Source organism: Roseisalinus antarcticus (assembly GCF_900172355.1).
Taxonomy (GTDB): domain Bacteria; phylum Pseudomonadota; class Alphaproteobacteria; order Rhodobacterales; family Rhodobacteraceae; genus Oceanicola; species Oceanicola antarcticus_A.
In genome coordinates, this window is sequence record NZ_FWFZ01000011.1 from 1 (window position 1) to 17,767 (window position 17,767).

Annotated in this window: 14 protein-coding genes; 10 read left to right on the plus strand and 4 right to left on the minus strand. The window is 70.4% G+C overall.

What is annotated here, in order from left to right:
* Positions 1 to 253: 253 nt before the first annotated feature.
* Positions 254 to 1,087, minus strand: coding sequence for an IclR family transcriptional regulator (locus ROA7023_RS11735; protein WP_085879233.1), 834 nt, complete (start codon positions 1,085 to 1,087; stop codon positions 254 to 256).
* Between the two features lie 123 nt (positions 1,088 to 1,210).
* Between ROA7023_RS11735 and ROA7023_RS11740 the strand changes: the two genes are divergently transcribed.
* From ROA7023_RS11740 to ROA7023_RS11760, 5 genes are all read left to right on the plus strand, one after another.
* Positions 1,211 to 2,671 (plus strand): N-acyl-D-amino-acid deacylase family protein, encoded by a 1,461-nt coding sequence (locus ROA7023_RS11740; RefSeq protein WP_085879234.1) that lies wholly within the window; start codon positions 1,211 to 1,213, stop codon positions 2,669 to 2,671.
* Positions 2,672 to 2,694: 23 nt separating this feature from the next.
* Complete coding sequence (locus ROA7023_RS11745; RefSeq protein WP_085879235.1) at positions 2,695 to 3,543, plus strand: amidohydrolase family protein; 849 nt, start codon at positions 2,695 to 2,697, stop codon at positions 3,541 to 3,543.
* Positions 3,544 to 3,660: 117 nt separating this feature from the next.
* Positions 3,661 to 4,659 carry a helix-turn-helix transcriptional regulator gene (locus ROA7023_RS11750; RefSeq protein ID WP_085879236.1) on the plus strand — a complete coding sequence of 333 codons (999 nt, stop codon included), beginning with the start codon at positions 3,661 to 3,663 and terminating at the stop codon, positions 4,657 to 4,659.
* Positions 4,660 to 4,810: 151 nt separating this feature from the next.
* Positions 4,811 to 5,941 carry a metallophosphoesterase family protein gene (locus ROA7023_RS11755; RefSeq protein ID WP_085879237.1) on the plus strand — a complete coding sequence of 377 codons (1,131 nt, stop codon included), beginning with the start codon at positions 4,811 to 4,813 and terminating at the stop codon, positions 5,939 to 5,941.
* A complete protein-coding gene (locus ROA7023_RS11760; protein WP_085879238.1) occupies positions 5,938 to 8,553 on the plus strand; it encodes an AAA family ATPase in 2,616 nt (871 codons plus the stop codon). The genes ROA7023_RS11755 and ROA7023_RS11760 overlap by 4 nt, the downstream gene beginning before the upstream one ends.
* Positions 8,554 to 8,711: 158 nt before the next feature.
* On the opposite strand, the gene lon is transcribed toward ROA7023_RS11760, so the two are convergent.
* Complete coding sequence (gene lon / locus ROA7023_RS11765) at positions 8,712 to 11,126, minus strand: endopeptidase La (protein WP_085879239.1); 2,415 nt, start codon at positions 11,124 to 11,126, stop codon at positions 8,712 to 8,714.
* 471 nt (positions 11,127 to 11,597) lie between these two features.
* Here lon and ROA7023_RS11770 point away from each other — a divergent pair, with 471 nt between their 5' ends.
* Positions 11,598 to 12,476, plus strand: coding sequence for a hypothetical protein (locus ROA7023_RS11770; protein WP_143535537.1), 879 nt, complete (start codon positions 11,598 to 11,600; stop codon positions 12,474 to 12,476).
* An 18-nt stretch (positions 12,477 to 12,494) separates the two neighbouring features.
* Here ROA7023_RS11770 and tgt read toward each other — a convergent pair whose 3' ends face one another.
* Both tgt and copM read right to left on the minus strand, forming a co-directional pair.
* Positions 12,495 to 13,622, minus strand: a complete 1,128-nt coding sequence (gene tgt, locus ROA7023_RS11775; protein WP_085879241.1) for a tRNA guanosine(34) transglycosylase Tgt — start codon at positions 13,620 to 13,622, stop codon at positions 12,495 to 12,497.
* 425 nt (positions 13,623 to 14,047) lie between these two features.
* The gene (copM, locus tag ROA7023_RS25060) at positions 14,048 to 14,539 is read right to left on the minus strand and encodes a CopM family metallochaperone (protein ID WP_085879242.1); all 492 of its coding nucleotides are present in this window, start codon (positions 14,537 to 14,539) and stop codon (positions 14,048 to 14,050) included.
* A gap of 143 nt (positions 14,540 to 14,682) precedes the next feature.
* Here copM and rimK point away from each other — a divergent pair, with 143 nt between their 5' ends.
* From rimK to ROA7023_RS11800, 4 genes are all read left to right on the plus strand, one after another.
* A complete protein-coding gene (rimK, locus tag ROA7023_RS11785; RefSeq protein WP_085879243.1) occupies positions 14,683 to 16,101 on the plus strand; it encodes a 30S ribosomal protein S6--L-glutamate ligase in 1,419 nt (472 codons plus the stop codon).
* Between the two features lie 72 nt (positions 16,102 to 16,173).
* On the plus strand, positions 16,174 to 16,503 hold the full coding sequence (locus ROA7023_RS11790; protein ID WP_306372488.1) for an ArsR/SmtB family transcription factor: 330 nt from the start codon (positions 16,174 to 16,176) through the stop codon (positions 16,501 to 16,503).
* A gap of 7 nt (positions 16,504 to 16,510) precedes the next feature.
* Positions 16,511 to 17,011 (plus strand): arsenate reductase ArsC, encoded by a 501-nt coding sequence (locus ROA7023_RS11795; RefSeq protein ID WP_085879245.1) that lies wholly within the window; start codon positions 16,511 to 16,513, stop codon positions 17,009 to 17,011.
* Positions 17,001 to 17,744 carry an aquaporin gene (locus ROA7023_RS11800; RefSeq protein ID WP_085879246.1) on the plus strand — a complete coding sequence of 248 codons (744 nt, stop codon included), beginning with the start codon at positions 17,001 to 17,003 and terminating at the stop codon, positions 17,742 to 17,744. The genes ROA7023_RS11795 and ROA7023_RS11800 overlap by 11 nt, the downstream gene beginning before the upstream one ends.
* Positions 17,745 to 17,767 lie beyond the last annotated feature (23 nt).

Here is a 17,767-nt window from a genome sequence, read left to right on the forward strand (position 1 = left end):
GCGCGAGCGAAGCCTGCCCCTCTCATCGTTTGCAAGCAAACGACTGCCGGGCGACGGATCGCTGTATTGCAGCTCTGACGGCGTGCGTGGTCGTGGCGCAGCCGTGACGAACTTGTCCCATAGTGCTGCCTTCCATTCCTGAGAAAGGATCGCACCATCAAACCGTGGGATCAAACACCTAGGGTCAGGGGCCGGCGCCGAGGGCCGGGCGGTCGCGGCCCGACGTGGGGCCCGACGTGGGGCCCGGCCGGCCCTAACGGTCCCGGCCACCCCATTGGCTGAGCTCCAGCGCGGCCATCAGCTCGGCGCTTTCGCCCATCTGTGCCGCGGTGCGGCCCAGGGCGTTGAGCAAATGGTCGCGGCTCTCGCCCGTCATCTCTCCGATCGGGCCGGAGAGGCTGATCGAGGCGATCCAGCGGGTGTCGTCGGCGCCCGACTGCCGGATCGGCACGGCAAGGCAACAGACGCCGCGGGCGCCCTCCTCGCTGTCGACCGCGAACTTGCGGGCGCGGATCCGGGCGATCTCTTCCATCAGGACGCCGACATCGGTGATCGTCTTGCCGGTGCGCCGCTCCAGCGGCGCGGCCTCGGCCAGGATCTCCCGCGCGGCCTCGGCCGGCAGCCCCGCCAGCAGCAGCTTGCCGAGCCCGGTGCAATGGACCGCGTCCCGGGTGCCGTTGGTCGAGCGGAAGCGCAACGAGCGCTTGGGCTCGGACACCAGCACATGCAGGACCGAACCGTTGTCCAGCACGCCGAGGTTGGCGGTCTGGTCGGTTTCCTCGACCAGGCGGTCGAGGAACGGGGTCGCGGCCTCGTGGATGTCGACGCCCCGACGATAGCTTTCGGCCAGCCCGACCACCCCGTGGCCGATCCGGTAGCGCGTGCCGCCATTGGTGGTGCGCACGAATTCGCGCCGCTCAAGCACCACCAGAAGCCGCAGCAGCGTGCTCTTGGGCAGGCCGGTCAGGGCGTGCAGCTCGGCCAGGCTCTCGCTGCCGGAAACCGACCCGGCCAGGCATACCAGGATCAGCAGACCCCGGTCCAAAGCACGGGAATGATACTGCGATCCGCCCTCTTCCGTCCCCATACCGTCCTCCTGTGTCAACGGCCTCCCGGCCCCTTGATGTGCAACGCCGTTTCATAATTGACAAGAGCGGCGCAATTCATTGTCGTAGAACGGCGTTCCACGTTCAAGAGATCGGAGCCCCGAATGCCAGACGCCGCCACCCCCGCCCATGACCTCGTGATCCGAGGCGCCCTCGTGATCGACGGCACCGGTGCGCCCCGCCGCGCCAGTGATGTCGGCGTCACCGCGGGGCGGATCTCGGCCCTTGCAGCCCCCGGCAGCCTTGCGGGACAGGAGGTGCTGTCCGGCGACGGGCTGATCCTCGCACCCGGCTTCATCGACGTGCACACCCATGACGACCTGGTGGCGATCGACCGGCCCGAGATGACGCCGAAGATCAGCCAGGGGGTGACCACGGTGATCGCGGGCAATTGCGGCATCTCGCTGGCGCCGCTGACCGCGACCGAGGTGCCCGCGCCGCTCAACCTGCTCGGGCCGGGCCCGCGCTTCTGCTACGACAGCGTCGCCGATTATGCCGAGGCGGTGGACGCGGCCCGGCCCGCCACCAATGTCTGCCTGCTGGTGGGCCACGGCTCCCTGCGGCTCGACGCCATGGCGGATCTTTCGCGCAAGGCCAGCGCGGCAGAGCTCGACCGGATGCGCAGGCGGCTCGACACCGCGCTGGCCGAAGGGGCGATCGGGCTCAGCACCGGGCTCTACTACAAGATCTCGGAAGCGGCGGATATCGACGAGATCGTGGCCCTCGCCGAACTCCTGCCGGCCCACGGCGGGGTCTACACCACCCACATGCGCGACGAACACGACCTGATCCTGGACAGCCTCGACGAGACCTTCACCACCGCCCGTCGCGCCAAGGTGCGGGTCATCGTCTCGCACCACAAATGCGCGGGGCCGCAGAACTGGGGCCGCAGCTCCGAAACGCTCGCGGTGATCGAGGCGGCCCGCAGCCGGCAGGAGGTCGGGCTCGACGTCTATCCCTATATCGCGGGCTCCACCGTGCTCGACCCGGTCTTTGTCGACGAACGCATCCGCATCACCGTCAGCTGGTCCACCCCGCACCCCGAGATGGCCGGCCGCGACCTGGCCGACATCGCCGCCGCGTGGGGCATCGGCCAGCGCGAGGCGGCCGAGCGGCTGCACCCGGCCGGCGGGATCTATTACAACATGTCCGAGGACGACGTCCGCCGGATCCTGGCCTATCCCCATTCCATGGTCGGCTCGGACGGGCTGCCGCAGGACGCCCATCCCCACCCCCGGCTCTGGGGCACGTTCCCGCGCGTCCTGGGGCGCTATTGCCGGGACCAGGGGCTCTTTGACCTGGAGACCGCCGTGCGCAAGATGACCGGCCTGGCCGCCGAGACCTTCGGCCTGCCCGACCGCGGCGTGATCCGCGAGGGCGCCGCGGCCGACCTGGTGCTGTTCAACCCCGAGACCGTCATCGACAAGGCCAGCTTCGACGCGCCGCTGCAACCGGCCGACGGCATCGTCTCGGTCGTGGTCAACGGGGTCGAGGCCTGGCGCAAGGGCGAGCCGACCGGCCGGCGCAGCGGCCGGTTACTCAGCCGCGCCCGGATGGCGGCCTGACCCAACCAACGGAGGCGCGCGACATGCAGCTTATCGACACCCACGTCCACCTGCTTCATCGGGGCAATCTGGGCTATTCCTGGACCGAGGGGATCCCCGCGCTCGCCGAGGGGGATTTCACCACCGCCGATTACTTTGCCCTCGCCGGCGACGCCGTCAGCGACGCCCTCTACATGGAGATGGCCGTGGACGGAGAGACCGGCTGGATGGACGAGGCGCGGCTGCTCTGCGCGATGATGCGGGACGGGACCGAGCGGCTGAGCGGGGTCGTCGCCTCCTGCCGGCCGGAGCGGGCGGAGGGCTTTGCCGCCTGGGTCGAGGACTGCACCGCCATGGGGGTCAACGGCTTTCGCCGGGTCCTGCATGAGGAGCCCGACGATCTGTCCACCACCGAGACCTACCGCGCCAATGTCCGCCGGATCGGCGCGGCCGGCCTGCCGTACGAGCTGTGCTACAACGACCGCCAGCTGGGGATCGCGCGGGACCTGGCGCTGGCCTGCCCGGACATGCCGCTGATCCTGAACCATTGCGGCGTGCCCCGGATCGCCGACGGCGCCTTCAACAGCTGGCGCAAGGACCTCGCGGCGCTGGCCGAGGTGCCCCACGTCCTGTGCAAGATGTCCGGCGTGACGGCCTATTGTGCCCCGGGCACCGATCATGCGGCGGCGATCGCCCCCTATATCGACACGGTGCTGGAGTGTTTCGGCCCCGCCCGGATGGTCTGGGGCAGCGACTGGCCCGTGGTCAACCTGGGCGCCGGCCTGCCGGACTGGATCGCGATCAGCCGGCAGATCCTCGGCCGGCTGTCGCCCGACGAGGCGCGCCTGATCGCCCGAGACACCGCGACCGAGGTCTACGGGCTGTCGCGCTAGGGCTGGCCCGCGCTGGGCGCAGGCGCCCGTTGACAGCGGGACGGACTTTCGCCGACCATAGGGTCTGGCGCCACAATCGCCCCGGTCCCGGGGCCTTGCCTGACCGGAGGCCGCGCGATGTCCTATGCCAAGGCCTCCGACCTGCTGCGGCTCGCCGACATGGCCGCCGCCCGGTTCGAGGGGATCTCGTTGCAGGACGTCACCCGCGAATTCGGCTGTGATCACCGCACCGCCCAACGGATGATGCGCAGCTTCGAGGCGGTCTTTCCCCTCGTCGACATTGCCGAGGATGCCGAGCGCCGCCGCCGCTGGCACCTGCCGCGCAGCGATGCGCGGTGGCTGCAGGCCCAAGGCATCCGCGACAGCGAGCTGGCCGCGCTGGAAATGGCCGCGAAACGGGCCGACAGGGACGGCGCCCCCGACGAGGCGCAGAGGCTGCGGGCGCTGAAGGACCGGCTGCTGGCCGCCATGGCCCCCAGCCACGCCCGCCGCACCGAGGCCGATGCCGAGGCGCTGCTCGAGGCGCAGGGTTTCGCCTCGCGCCCCGGGCCGCGGGTCGTGCCCGACCTCGGCCTGCTCGGCGTGCTGACAGAGGCGCTGCGGGCACCGTGGGAGGTGCGCCTGTCTTACCGAGGCGCCCGCGACGACCGCCCCAGAGAGCGCCTGCTCGAACCGCATGGCCTTCTGCTGGGCACCCGGCGCTACCTGGTGGCACGGCCGTCGCAGGGCGATGGCAGGATGCGCCGCTTCCGTCTGGACCGGATCGAGCGGGCCGCAATCGTCTCGCGCAGCTTCGCCCGCGACCCCGCTTTCGACCTCGCCGCCTTTGCCGCGCGGTCCTTCGGCTCGTTCCACGCAGAGGCCGAATTCGGGCCGGTGGAATGGCGGTTCACGCCCGCCGCAGCGACCACCGCGCGGCAGTTCCTGTTCCACCCCGGCCAGGAGATGATCGACGAACCGGACGGCGCGCTGACCGTGCGCTTCATGGCCTCGGGTCACATGGAGATGGCCTGGCACCTCTATCAATGGGGCGACCAGGTCGAGGTGATCTCTCCGCCGGAGCTGCGCGACGCCGTCGCCCGGCACCGGCGCGACGACTTTCCCGCCCTGCCTTGACGAGACAGGTGTCGGGGTAGACGTTGCCCCCTGTCCCAGACCTCGCGCTCCGTGCGGACAGGCCACAAGGCATGACACGTTTTGTCGCCCATATAGTGAATATTTGAGTCAACGGCCGCGCGGTCGCAGGACTCACTGTCAGGAGTAGCCAATGGGCTTTCGTTTCATCCACGCCTCGGATCTTCATATCGGCCGGAAGTTCGCGAACATCCCCGAGCCGCCCGACGGCAACATCCGCGGCCGCCTGATGGAGGCGCGGCACGGCGCCATCGACCGGCTGGCGGCGGCCGCGCGGGACGGCGGCGCCGCCCATATCCTGCTGGCCGGCGACACGTTCGACACCGCGACCCCCTCGCCCGGCGTGATCCGGCAGGCGCTCTCCGCGATGGGGGCCGCGTCAGAGGTGACCTGGTGGTTGCTGCCCGGCAATCACGACAACCTGCGCGACGCCGAGCCCCTGTGGGATGCGATCCACCGCGACGCGCCCGCCAACGTCATCGCCCTGACCGAGCCGCAGGTGCGCGAATTGGGGCCGGACGCGGTGCTGCTGCCCTGCCCCATTGCCTTCCGTTCGGGCGCCAGCGACCCGTCCGAGCCGATGGTCGCCATGCCCAGCGAACCGGGCGTGCTGCGCATCGGGCTCGCCCATGGCGGGGTCACCGATTTCACCGACAGCGGCGGCGCCATCGCCCCCGACCGGGACCGGAGCGCCCGGCTCGACTACCTCGCGCTGGGCGATTGGCACGGGCGGATGGCGGTGTCGGACCGGGTGCACTATTCCGGCAGCCCCGAGCAGGACCGGTTCAAGCACGGGCGCCGCGGCGTCTGCCTGGGCGTGAGCCTCGACGGTCCCGGCGCCCCGCCCCGGGTGGACGAGATCGAGACCGGCACCTTCCTGTGGACCGAGGTCGGCCTGCACCTGCATCCGCGGCAGGACGCCGCCGCGGCGCTCGACAAGGTGCTGCCCGCCGAGGGGCGGCGCGACGTGCTGCTGCGGGTCGCAGCCACCGGCTGGGCCGGGCTGCCCGACCATGCCGAGCTGCACGATGCGGCGCTTCGGCGGGGACCGGATTTTGCCCATTTCGAGCTGCTGACCCAGACGCTCGGCACCGAATACGAGACCGCTGACCTCGACCAGATCGACCGGGCCGGCGCGCTGCGGCTGGCCGCGGACGCGCTGGCGGACGAGGCCAGGTCCACCGCCCTGTCGCAGGCAGACCGTCAGGTGGCCGAGGACGCGCTCGCCCGACTCTATGCCTATGTGCGGGAGGGCGCGGCATGATGATCCGCTCGATCACATTGACCAACGTGCGCCGCTTTACCGACCCGGTGCGCGTGGACGGCATCGGCGACGGGCTGAACGTGCTGTGCGAGCCCAACGAATACGGCAAATCCACCCTGTTCGACGCGATCCAGGCGCTGTTCTTCAAGGCCCACGGGTCGCGGGACAAGGAGATCAACGGCCTGCGCCCCCACGCCGGCGGCGCCCCCGAGGTGACCGTCGAGGTAGAGACCGACGCCGGCCGCCACCGCGTCACCAAGCGCTGGCTGCAAAAGCCCGCGGCCACCGTGCACCGGGACGGCCGGCTGATCGCCCAGGCCGACGCGGCCGAGGCCTGGATTGCCGACCTGCTGGGCGGGGACGCGGGGGCGCCCTCGGGCCTGATCTGGGTGCGACAGGGCATGACCGACCTGACCGCGGGCACCGCGACGGAACAGAAGGCAGCCCTCGCGGCCCGGCGCGACCTGATGACCTCGGTCGGGGCGGAGGTCGATGCGATGACCGGGGGGCGGCGGATGGACACGGCGCTGGCCCGCTGCCGCGAGGAGCTGTCGGGCTATGCCACCAAGACCGGCCGGCCTTTCGCCAACGGCCCCTGGAAGGCCGCGCAGGACAAGGTCGCCGCCCTGGCCGAGCGCCGCGATGCGCTGGCCGCCACCGCCGAAGACCTGCACGAGGCGCTGGCCGCCCGCCACCGGGCCCGGCGCGAGCTGCGCGAGTGGGACGCGCCCGAGGCCGCGGAAGAGCGCGCGGCGCGGCTTCGCGCCGCTGCCGAGGCGCAGGCCGAGGCAGAGCGGCACGCGCAGCAGGTCGAGGCCGCCGCGCACCGGGTCGAGATGGCCCGCCTGACCGCCGACAGCGCCCGGGACCGGCTGTCCGGGTTCCGCGAAACCGGGGCCGAGCGGGCCGCCGCCGCGGGGCTCGTCGCCGAGGCCGAGGCCACGGCCGCCCGCACCGCCGCCACCGTCGAGAAACTGGGTGCGCTGCGCGACGCCGCCGACCGGACCCTGGCCCAGACGCAGGACGCGTTGAAGACGGCCGAGGCCCGGCAGGCCGCCGCCCGGCGCGCCGAGGCCGCCCGCGACGGCGCCGACCGGCGGCGCGAACTGGCGGACCGCATCGCGAAGGCCGAAACCGTCCGCCGCGAGATGGAGACCGCCGCGGCGGATGCGCGCTCCGGCCCCGACGCACGCACCCTGCGGCGGATCGAGGAGCTGGCCGCCGCCCGGGCCACGGCCATCGCCACCCGCGACGCCACCGCGACACGCGTGATCGCGCAGTATGCCCAGGGCCGCGCCGGCACCATCCGCGACGGCGACACCGCCCTGCCCGAGGGCCAGCCCGTGCCGGTCCCCCGTGCGCTGCGCCTGACCATCGACGGCGTCGGCACGCTCGACCTGCATCCGGGCGAGGCGGGGGACGACAGCTCTGTCGCTGCGGCGGCGGAGGCCATGCAAGCGGCGCTCGACGCCATCGGGGCCGAGGATCTGGGCGCGGCCCGCCGGCAGGGCGCCGCCCGCACCGAGGCCGAGCGCCGGCTTGGCGAGGCGAGGGCCGTGCTGCAGAGCCTTGCGCCGGAGGGTCTCGACCCGCTGCGCCAGGCGCTGGCCCGGATCCCCGAGCCCGACGACGCCGAAGCGGACGCGCCCGACCCGCAAGAGGCCGAGGCCACGCTCGGCGCGGCGCGGGACGCCCAGGACCGGGCCCATATCGCCCGCCAGACCGCCGCGGACCGCCTGTCGGACGCACGGACCGAGGCCGCGGGCGCCGACGCCAACCTGCGCTCGCTGCGCGACCGGCTGGCCCGGGCCGAGGCGGCGCAGGCCAAGCTCGGCGAGAGCACCGAGGCGGAGCTTGCCGCGGAGGCCCGGACCACGGACGAGGCACTGACCGCCGCGCTGGCCGCCCATGCCGAGGCCGCCCGCGCCGCCCCCGACCTCGCCACCACCGCCGCCGCCCTGACCCGGGCGCAATCCGTCGACCGCCAGGCCCGGGACGAGATCGCCCGCCTGAAACCGCTGCTGGCGCGCCTCGACGAGCGCATCTCGCGCTCTGCCGGGGACGCGGTCGAGGAACGGCTGGCCGAAACCGGACAGGCTCTGGCGGCGGCCCAGGCGGAGCTTGCGCGGATCGACCACGAGGTGGCCGTGCTCACCCGGCTGGAGAAGGCGCTGGAGACCGCGCGCAACGAGGCGCGGGAGCGCTATTTCGCCCCGATCGCGCGCGAGCTGAAGCCGCTCCTGCATCTGCTCTGGCCCGAGGCCGACCTGACCTGGGGCGAGGAATCGCTGCTGCCGGATGCGCTGGTGCGCGACGGCCAGGAAGAGCCGATCGACATCCTGTCGGGCGGCACGCAGGAGCAGGTCGCACTGCTGGTCCGGCTGGCCTTCGCCCGGATGCTGGCCGCAGCGGGCCGGATCGCGCCGGTGATCCTGGACGACGCGCTGGTCTTCACCGACGACGACCGAATCGAGCGGATGTTCGACGCGCTCCACCGCCAGGCGGGGGATCTGCAGATCATCGTGCTGACCTGCCGCCAGCGCGCCTTCCGCGGGCTGGGCGGCACCGCGCTCAGCCTCGCGCCCGCCGGTGCCGCGCCCGTGACGGAGTAACGCCACGCACAGGCACAGACGCAGGCAGAGACGCAGACGCAGACGCAGACAAGCGGCGCCCGGTGCCTCGCGAAACACGCCAAAAAGAAAGGGCGGCCCGACAGGATCGGGCCGCCCTTTGGTTTCGGATCGGCTGGGGTTTCGGATCGGCTGGGACCCTAGTGCGTGGTTGTCGCACTAGGGGCTTCGGGGCCGGCCTTGAGCGCCGCTTCGGCCGCGGCGGCCTCTTCGGCGGCTTCGTCCCATTCGATCGGCTCGGGCGTGCGCACCAGCGCCTGCTCCAGCACTTCGGAGACGTGGGAGACAGGGATGATCGTCAGCCCCTCCTTCACGTTGTCGGGGATCTCGGGCAGATCCTTTTCGTTCTCCTTGGGGATCAGCACCGTCTTGATGCCGCCCCGCAGCGCCGCGAGCAGTTTCTCCTTCAGCCCGCCGATGGCCAGCGCGTTGCCCCGCAGCGTGACCTCGCCGGTCATCGCGATGTCGCGGCGGACGGGGATCTGCGTCAGCACCGACACGATCGAGGTGACCATGGCCAGACCGGCCGAGGGCCCGTCCTTGGGCGTCGCGCCTTCGGGGACGTGCACGTGGATGTCCCACTTGTCGAACTTCGGCGGCTTGACCCCGATCTGCGGCGCGATGGAGCGCACGTAGGACGAGGCCGCGTCGATGCTCTCCTTCATCACGTCGCCCAGCTTGCCCGTGGTCTTCATCCGGCCCTTGCCCGGCAGGCGCAGCGCCTCGATGTTCAGAAGCTCGCCCCCGACCGAGGTATAGGCCAGACCGGTGACGACGCCGACCTGATCCTCCAGCTCGGCCAGACCGTAGCGATAGCGCGACACGCCGAGGAAGTCGTCGAGATTGGCGGCCGACACCTCGATGACCTCGGCCTCTTTCTTGACGATCTTGGTCACGGCCTTCCGTGCCACCTTGGCGATCTCGCGCTCGAGATTCCGCACGCCCGCCTCGCGGGTGTAGGTGCGGATCATCTCGGTCAGCGCGTCGTCGGCGATGCTGAACTCCTTCTCCTTCAGGCCATGGTTCTTCATGACCTTCGGCAGCAGGTGCTGACGCGCGATCTCGCGCTTTTCGTCCTCGGTGTAACCCGCGAGCGAAATGATCTCCATCCGGTCCAGAAGCGGGCCCGGCATGTTGTAGGAGTTCGCCGTGGTCAGGAACATCACGTTCGACAGGTCATACTCGACCTCGAGGTAATGGTCGACGAAGGTGCCGTTCTGTTCGGGATCGAGCACCTCGAGCATGGCCGAGGCCGGGTCGCCACGGAAATCCTGGCCCATCTTGTCGATCTCGTCGAGCAGGATGAGCGGGTTCGTGGTCTTGGCCTTCTTCAGCGCCTGGATGATCTTGCCGGGCATGGAGCCGATGTAGGTCCGGCGGTGACCGCGGATCTCGCTCTCGTCACGCACGCCGCCGAGGCTGATGCGGATGAACTCGCGCCCCGTGGCCTTGGCGACCGACTTGCCCAGCGAGGTCTTGCCCACGCCCGGAGGGCCGACGAGGCACATGATCGGCCCCTTCAGCTTTTTCGAGCGCTGCTGCACCGCCAGATACTCGACGATCCGCTCCTTGACCTTCTCGAGGCCATAGTGATCGGCCTCAAGGATCGCCTCGGCGCGGCCGAGATCCTTCTTGACGCGGCTGCGCGTGCCCCACGGGATCGACAGCATCCAGTCGAGGTAGTTGCGCACGACCGTGGCCTCGGCGGACATCGGGCTCATGTTCTTGAGCTTCTTGACCTCGGCATCGGCCTTTTCGCGGGCCTCTTTCGAGAGCTTGGTCGCCTCGATCTTGTCCTCGAGCTCGGCGATCTCGTTGGCACCTTCTTCGCCATCGCCCAGCTCGCGCTGGATCGCCTTCATCTGCTCGTTGAGGTAATATTCGCGCTGGGTCCGCTCCATCTGCGATTTCACGCGGGTCTTGATCTTCTTCTCGACCTGCATGACGGACATCTCGCCCTGCATCAGGCCGAACACCTTCTCCAGCCGCTCGGCGACGGGGAGGGTTTCGAGCAAGTCCTGCTTCTGCGCCACCTCGATGCCGAGGTGCCCGGCCACGAGGTCGGCCAGCTTGGCGGGCTCGGTCGCCTCGCTGACGGCGGCCAGCGCCTCTTCGGGGATATTCTTCTTGACCTTGGCGTAGCGCTCGAAATCGGTCGCGACCGAGCGCACGAGGGCCGAGACGACCTCTTCGTCGCCCATGGTCTCGGTCAGATACTCGGCGGAGGCCTCGAAGAAATTCTCGTTTTCGTGGAACTGGGTGATGCGCACACGGGCGCGGCCCTCGACCAGCACCTTGACCGTGCCGTCGGGCAGTTTCAGCAGCTGCAGCACGTTGGCGAGAACGCCGTTGCGGTAGATCCCCGAGACGTCCGGGTCATCGACGCCGGGGTCGATCTGCGAGGACAGCAGGATCTGCTTGTCGTCCTGCATCACTTCCTCGAGAGCCCTGACGGATTTTTCGCGCCCGACGAACAGCGGCACGATCATGTGGGGGAAAACCACGATGTCGCGCAGCGGCAGGACGGGATAGGAGGGGCTGAGAGGCTCTTGCATGCTCTTGTCCTTATCATTTCGGCAGATCGGCCGGACCCCAATATCTCGGCGGTCGTGGGCCAATCCCTGACTGGATGGTGAAAATGGGGGCCTGTCCCCTGTGTTTCAACCTTGACGGGGTTTTGCCGACATTGCCCGCCCCGCGAGGGGGGAGCAAGGACGAAGTCCGGCGAATTGCCGTGGCCGGGCCCGGGCCCGCGGGGTGTGCCCCCGAAAAGGGCGGTGCGTCGGGGCGGCCCGGCCGCCGGGCCCCGGGCGGGGGCCGAAGGCGCCCATGGCCCCCCCGGCGGCGGGCTTCGGGAAATGGCCCCACCCCTGCCCATGCTCAGCCACAAAGTCGCGCTAGAGCTGTCACCCGACCCTCGAACGGGGCGCCCCCGTCGGCCCACATTGCGGAACCCGGCGCGGGACGGCCACCGGCAAACGACAAACGACAAACGACAACAGCAATCGCGGAGCAGGCGAAGCGCTATGACACGGAATCCACTTCTCGAGCGACTGCTCGGACAGATGCGGCGGCTCAATGTCCTTGCCGTCTGTGCGATCCTCGCCGCCTCGCAGGTGACCGAGACCCTGCCGGCGCTGCTGGCCGCGGGTCTCGGGGCGCTGTGCTTCGGTGCCCTGGTCCTGATCGCGATCCCGGCCTGGCGGCAGGCGCTGGAGGTCGCGGGCATCGGGGCCGTGCTCGCCTCGGTCGCCCCGCTGCCAATCGACATGCTGCCCGGTATCTGGCTGGGCCTGTCGGCGCTGTCCTACGTCCTGCTCTATGGGTCCTGGCACAACCGTCCCGCCCTGCGCCTGAACCTGGAGACGCGGCGCCGGATCTCGGTCCCCGGCTCGCCTGCCGCGGTCTGGCGCCGGGTGGTGCCCGGGGCCTCGCACCCGGCGGACCACTGGTCCGGCAAGCTGATCGATTTCGACGCGGACAAGGACGACCTGGACACGCTCTACCTGCGGTTCCGCACCGCGGACGGGCTGTTCGAGGAGGCCAGCATCGCATTCCTGGAAAAGACCAAGCCCCTGCGCTGCCGCTACCTGATCGAGCGGGCGAATGCCGCCGGCACCGACGAGGCCGAGGTTACGCTGACGATCTCGCAGAACCCCGATGACGGCGGCTGCACCGTCGAGACGGTGATGATCCAGCCCGAGCTGCCGCCCGGGATCGCGCTGGCCAGGTGGTTCGACGAGGTCGATGCCCAGGCCGACGGCACGGGAGCCCTGATCCACGCCCGCCGCAAGCTTTCGCTGCCCATGCTGTCGCGGCGCGGGTCGGCGCGGCAGGGCGATGGCGCGGCGACCGGCGACGCCGAGCCCGAGATCCTGCCCGATCCAGAGCTTGCCCAGGGCTGAGCGGCAGGCCGGCCAAGACTAGACCCGCTCGATGTCGCCCTCGGCGCGGGCCGCGTGAAAGGCGCTCTCGAAGGCGGCGAAGCGGCCCTCGGCGATGGCCTCGCGCATCCCCGCCATCAGCGCCTGGTAGTAATGCAGGTTGTGCCAGGTCAGCAGCATCCCCGAGATCATCTCGCCCGCGCGGAACACGTGGTGCAGGTAGGCTCGCGAATACCCCCGGCAGGTCGGACAGGTGCACGCGGCATCCAGCGGACGGGGATCGTCGGCGTGCCGCGCGTTCTTGAGGTTGACCTGCCCGCGCCGCGTCCACGCCTGCCCCGTGCGGCCCGAGCGCGAGGGCAGCACGCAGTCCATCATGTCGACCCCGCGCTTGACGGCCCCGACGATGTCGTCGGGCTTGCCGACGCCCATCAGATAGCGCGGCCTGTCCACCGGCAGCGACGCGGGGGCGTGGTCGAGACAGGCGAACATCGCCTCCTGCCCCTCGCCCACCGCCAGCCCGCCGATAGCGTAGCCGTCAAAGCCGATCTCGGTCAGCGCCTTGCCGCTCTCGGCGCGCAGATCCGGCTCCAGCCCGCCCTGCTGGATGCCGAAGAGCGCGTGCCCCGGCCGGTCGCCGAAGGCCTCGCGCGAGCGGGCGGCCCAGCGCATGGACAGGCGCATGCTCTCTTCGATCCTCTCGCGCGGCGCGGGCAGCGCGGGGCATTCGTCGAAGGCCATCACGATGTCCGAGCCCAGAAGCCGCTGGATCTCCATCGAGCGTTCGGGGGTCAGCTCATGTTTCGATCCGTCGACATGGCTGCGGAAGGTCACGCCCCGCTCGGTCAGCTTGCGCAGGTCGGCGAGGCTCATCACCTGGAAGCCGCCCGAATCCGTCAGGATCGGTTTGTGCCAGTTCATGAAGCGGTGCAGCCCGCCCAGCCGGTCGATCCGTTCGGCCGTGGGGCGCAGCATCAGGTGATAGGTGTTGCCCAGCAGGATGTCGGCCCCGGTCGCGGCCACGCTCTCGGGCAGCATCGCCTTGACCGTAGCGGCGGTGCCCACGGGCATGAAGGCAGGGGTCCGGATCTCTCCCCGCGCGGTGGAGATCACGCCGGTGCGGGCAGAGCCGTCGGTGGCCTGAAGATCGAAGGTGATGCGTGTCATGGGCGCGGATTACGCCGCGCCCCTCCGGTGCGCAAGCCGGCGCGGCGCAACCTTGCCCGGTGCGCAAGCCTGCCCGGCGCAGGCCCGCCCGCTGCAACCTCCCCGGCTCATAGCTCGTCCGCGACAAGCAGTTCCGGCGCAGGTCTGCCCGGTGCAAGCCCGCCTGATGCAAGCAGGTCCGGTTCAAGCCGAGCCGGTGCGCGCGCCAGGCGCAAGCGGCTCCGGACCAGTCCCCATGGCGCCATCAGGCAGGCTGCACGCCCCCGATGTCCGGAGCACCAGGCCCGATGCAACGTCATTGCCCTGCAATCCCGACGCCCCGGCGCCGGCGCCCTCAAAGGTCACCAGGCGCAAGGGCCACCGCATGCAAGGGACACAGCAGGCAACGCCCTGCGCAGATGGGGCCGGCAGGTGGGCCGGCCGGATCAGTCCGCGCCGCGGGCGGCCAGCCAGGCCTCCATCATCGCAATCTCGGCCTCTTGCCCGGCGATGATGCCCTCGGCGAGCGCACGGGTCTCGGGATCGGTGCCATGCTCCAGCAAGACCCGGGCCATGTCCACCGCGCCCCGATGATGCGGGATCATGCCACGGATGAAATCCTCGTCCGGGTCGCCGCTGAAGGGGATCGCCATGCCGGCATGCATCTCGGCATTGATCCGCTGCCACGCGGCGATCACCGGATCCTCGGAGAGCGGCGCATCCATGGCCCCGTGGTCCATGGCGTCATGATCCATCTCGGCATGATCCATATCGGAACGGTCCATATCGGAGTGATCCATCCCGGAGTGATCCATCTCGGAACGGTCCATATCGGAGTGATCGCCGGCCCCGGACGCGGCGGCGGTGCCGGTCTCGGCGATGCCGTCCAGGGGCAGCAGGCAAAGCAACAGCACCCCCGCGAGCTCAGATCTTTTCATTCCTGTTTCTCCAATTGCAAGACGCGCGGCGGCCGCGCAGGACCACCCGCATCGAGCCTATCACGGGCTCCGGGTACGCGACCCGCCCTTTCCTCGGCGACACGGCCTTGTTACCTCTGCGCCACGCAGCCGAGAGGACCTCCATGCCCGACGACATCCCCGCCGACCTGATCCGCCTTGGCTGGGAGGAATGGCTCGGCCTGCCGGACCTCGGCCTGCCCACGCTCAAGGCCAAGGTGGATACCGGGGCGCGGACCTCCGCACTCCATGCCTTCGACATCGAGACCTTCGGCACCGCCCGCGCCCCCAAGGTCCGCTTCGCGATCCATCCCCTGCCCGGCCGCGACGACCTGTCGATCACCTGCTCGGCCCCGATCGTGGACCGCCGCGAGGTCACCTCGTCGAACGGCGAGACCGAGCTGCGCTTCGTCATCGAGACCACGATCGATGTCGGCGAGGGCGAGAGCTGGCCGATCGAGATCACCCTGACCGACCGCGGCGACATGCGCAGCCGGATGCTTCTGGGCCGGCAGGCGCTGCGCGAGGATTGCGTGGTGGCCCCCTCCGAACGCTTTCTGCGGCCCGAGCGCAGCTATGACGTCTATTCCGCGCGCAAGATCAAGGCGACCCAGCCCAACCGGATCCTGCGGATCGCCGTGCTCAGCCGCGAGCCCAACAGCTATTCCACCAAGCGCATCGTCCACGAAGGCGAGACCCGGGGCCATGTGGTCGAGGTCATCGACACCACGCGCTGCTACATGGCGATCAACGCGCTGGCGCCCGAGATCCACTACGACGGCAAGCGCTTGCCCCGCTACGACGCGGTGATCCCGCGGATCGGCGCCTCGATCACCCCCTACGGCACCGCCGTGATCCGCCAGTTCGAGACGCTGGGCACCTATTGCGTCAACGGCTCGGCCGGGATCACCGCCAGCCGGGACAAGCTGCACGCGCACCAGGTGCTGGCGCGGCACCGGATCGGGATGCCGACCACGGCTTTCGCGTCGTCGCCCAAGGACACCGACAACCTGATCGGGCTGGTGGGCACCGCACCGCTGATCGTCAAGCTGCTCGAATCGACACAAGGCAAGGGCGTGGTGATGGCCGAGACCAAGAAGGCCGCGCAATCGGTGATCGACGCCTTCCGCGGCCTGCGCGCCAATTTCCTGGTGCAGGATTTCGTCAAGGAGGCCGCGGGCGAGGACATCCGCTGTTTCGTCATCGCCGGCAAGGTCGTGGCCGCGATGCGCCGCACATCGGCGGGCGACGATTTCCGCTCCAACCTGCATCGGGGCGGCCAGGCGCAATCGGTCAAGATCACCCGCGAGGAACGCACCGCCGCCGTCAAATCGGCCCGCGCCTTCGGGCTGAACCTGGCGGGCGTCGATCTTCTGCGCTCCAACGACGGGCCGAAGATCCTCGAGGTCAACTCGAGCCCCGGCTTCGAGGGCATTGAAAAGGCGTCGAAAAAGAACCTCGCCGCGGCGCTGTACGAAGAGATCGAGCGCCAGGTCAAGCCCGCCCCGCTGAAACCCAAGAGCAAGACCGCCAAGGCCGGCTGAGCCCGGGCCGGGCAGGCCTTGCCGGCAGGCTTGACTGGTGCGCATCAATTCGATATTTCGCGAAATATGGAAATGAATGATGCCGTCGACACCTTCGCCGCCCTGGGCCAGCCCCTGCGGCTCTCGGTCCTGCGCCGCCTGGTGCAGGCCGGCCCCCCCGGCCTGACCGCCGGCCAGATCGCCGAGGACCACGGCACCTTGGCCAACACCCTGTCGTCGCACCTGCGGGTGCTGTCCGCGGCGCGCCTGGTGACCGCCACCCGCGAGGGGCGGCACATCCGCTACCGCGCCGACATGGAGGGGCTGCGCACCATCATGTCCTTCCTGCTGGAGGATTGCTGCGGCGGCAGACCCGCGCTCTGCCGGCCGGTCATCGCCGAGATCGCCGATCTTGCCTGTTGAGGACCCGATGCGCCGCCCTGCCCCCCGCAATGTCCTGGTGCTCTGCACCGGCAATTCCGCCCGCTCGATCCTGGGCGAGGTCCTGTTCCGCGATGCGACGGCCGGGCGTTTTCGCGGCTATTCCGCCGGGTCGCAGCCCAAGGAGGCGCCGCACCCCGACGCGCTCCGCCTGCTGGCCGAGAAGGGGCACGACACCACGGGCCTTGCGTCGAAAAGCTGGGATGTCTTCGCAGCCCCCGACGCGCCGCGGATGGATATCGTGATCACGGTCTGCGATTCGGCGGCAAGCGAGACCTGCCCCTACTGGCCGGGCGCCCCGGTTCGCGCCCATTGGGGCCTGCCGGACCCGGCCGGCGTGACCGACCCCGCCGCCCGCGCCCGCGCCTTCGCCGAGACCTACAGGGCGCTCGCCGCCCGGATCGACCGGCTGATGGCCCTGCCCGAGGATCCGGGCGCGGCCGAGCTGCAGGCCGCGCTGTCGGCGCCGGGGACCGACGATTGCCTTTGATCTTGCACGACGGCTGGTGGCCGAGGCGATGGGAACCGGGCTGCTGGTCTGCACGGTGGTGGGGTCCGGCATCATGGCCGAATCCCTGACCGGGGACACTGCGCTCGCCCTGTTGGGCAACACCCTGCCCACCGGGGCGATCCTGGTGGTGCTGATCACGATCCTCGGCCCGGTGTCGGGGGCGCAGTTCAATCCCGCGGTGACCCTGGCGCTGGCCCTGCGGCGTGCGCTGCCCTGGCGCGAGGTCGCGCCCTATGTCTGCGCCCAGATCGGCGGCGGCCTGCTGGGCAGCGAGCTGGCCCACGGCATGTTCGACCTGTCGCTGGTCCAGGTCAGCACACATGTCCGCACCGGATCCGGCCAGTGGCTGGCCGAGCTTGTCGCCACCTTCGGCCTGATGGCGGCGATCCTGGGCGGGCTGCGGTTCCGGTCCGACGCGGTGCCGTGGCTGGTCGGGCTCTACATCACAGCCGCCTACTGGTTCACCGCCTCCACCAGCTTCGCCAACCCCGCGGTCGCGATCGCCCGTGCCGCCACCGACACCTTCTCGGGCATCCGCCCGGTCGACGTGCCGCCCTTCATCCTGGCGCAGCTGGCGGGCGCCGCGCTGGCCTCGGCGGTCATCGGCTGGCTGCTCTACCCAGCAGAGCGCAGCCCCGACCCACTGCGCTGGCGGCTGAGACGTCGAAACCGGCGCCCGGCCCGGCCCATGCGTCGCATCGCACCTGGCTGAATGAATGGGCCGCGGCAGCGGCG

Bases quoted from the DNA above. Each gene is read 5' to 3' on its own strand.
- ROA7023_RS11745 (WP_085879235.1), top strand. From the start codon at position 2,695: ATGCAGCTTATCGACACCCACGTCCACCTGCTTCATCGGGGCAATCTG.
- ROA7023_RS11770 (WP_143535537.1), top strand. From the start codon at position 11,598: ATGACACGGAATCCACTTCTCGAGCGACTGCTCGGACAGATGCGGCGG.
- tgt (WP_085879241.1), bottom strand. From the start codon at position 13,622: ATGACACGCATCACCTTCGATCTTCAGGCCACCGACGGCTCTGCCCGC.
- ROA7023_RS11790 (WP_306372488.1), top strand. From the start codon at position 16,174: ATGAATGATGCCGTCGACACCTTCGCCGCCCTGGGCCAGCCCCTGCGG.
- ROA7023_RS11760 (WP_085879238.1), top strand. From the start codon at position 5,938: ATGATGATCCGCTCGATCACATTGACCAACGTGCGCCGCTTTACCGAC.
- copM (WP_085879242.1), bottom strand. From the start codon at position 14,539: ATGAAAAGATCTGAGCTCGCGGGGGTGCTGTTGCTTTGCCTGCTGCCC.
- ROA7023_RS11735 (WP_085879233.1), bottom strand. From the start codon at position 1,087: ATGGGGACGGAAGAGGGCGGATCGCAGTATCATTCCCGTGCTTTGGAC.
- rimK (WP_085879243.1), top strand. From the start codon at position 14,683: ATGCCCGACGACATCCCCGCCGACCTGATCCGCCTTGGCTGGGAGGAA.
- ROA7023_RS11755 (WP_085879237.1), top strand. From the start codon at position 4,811: ATGGGCTTTCGTTTCATCCACGCCTCGGATCTTCATATCGGCCGGAAG.
- ROA7023_RS11740 (WP_085879234.1), top strand. From the start codon at position 1,211: ATGCCAGACGCCGCCACCCCCGCCCATGACCTCGTGATCCGAGGCGCC.
- ROA7023_RS11795 (WP_085879245.1), top strand. From the start codon at position 16,511: ATGCGCCGCCCTGCCCCCCGCAATGTCCTGGTGCTCTGCACCGGCAAT.
- lon (WP_085879239.1), bottom strand. From the start codon at position 11,126: ATGCAAGAGCCTCTCAGCCCCTCCTATCCCGTCCTGCCGCTGCGCGAC.
- ROA7023_RS11750 (WP_085879236.1), top strand. From the start codon at position 3,661: ATGTCCTATGCCAAGGCCTCCGACCTGCTGCGGCTCGCCGACATGGCC.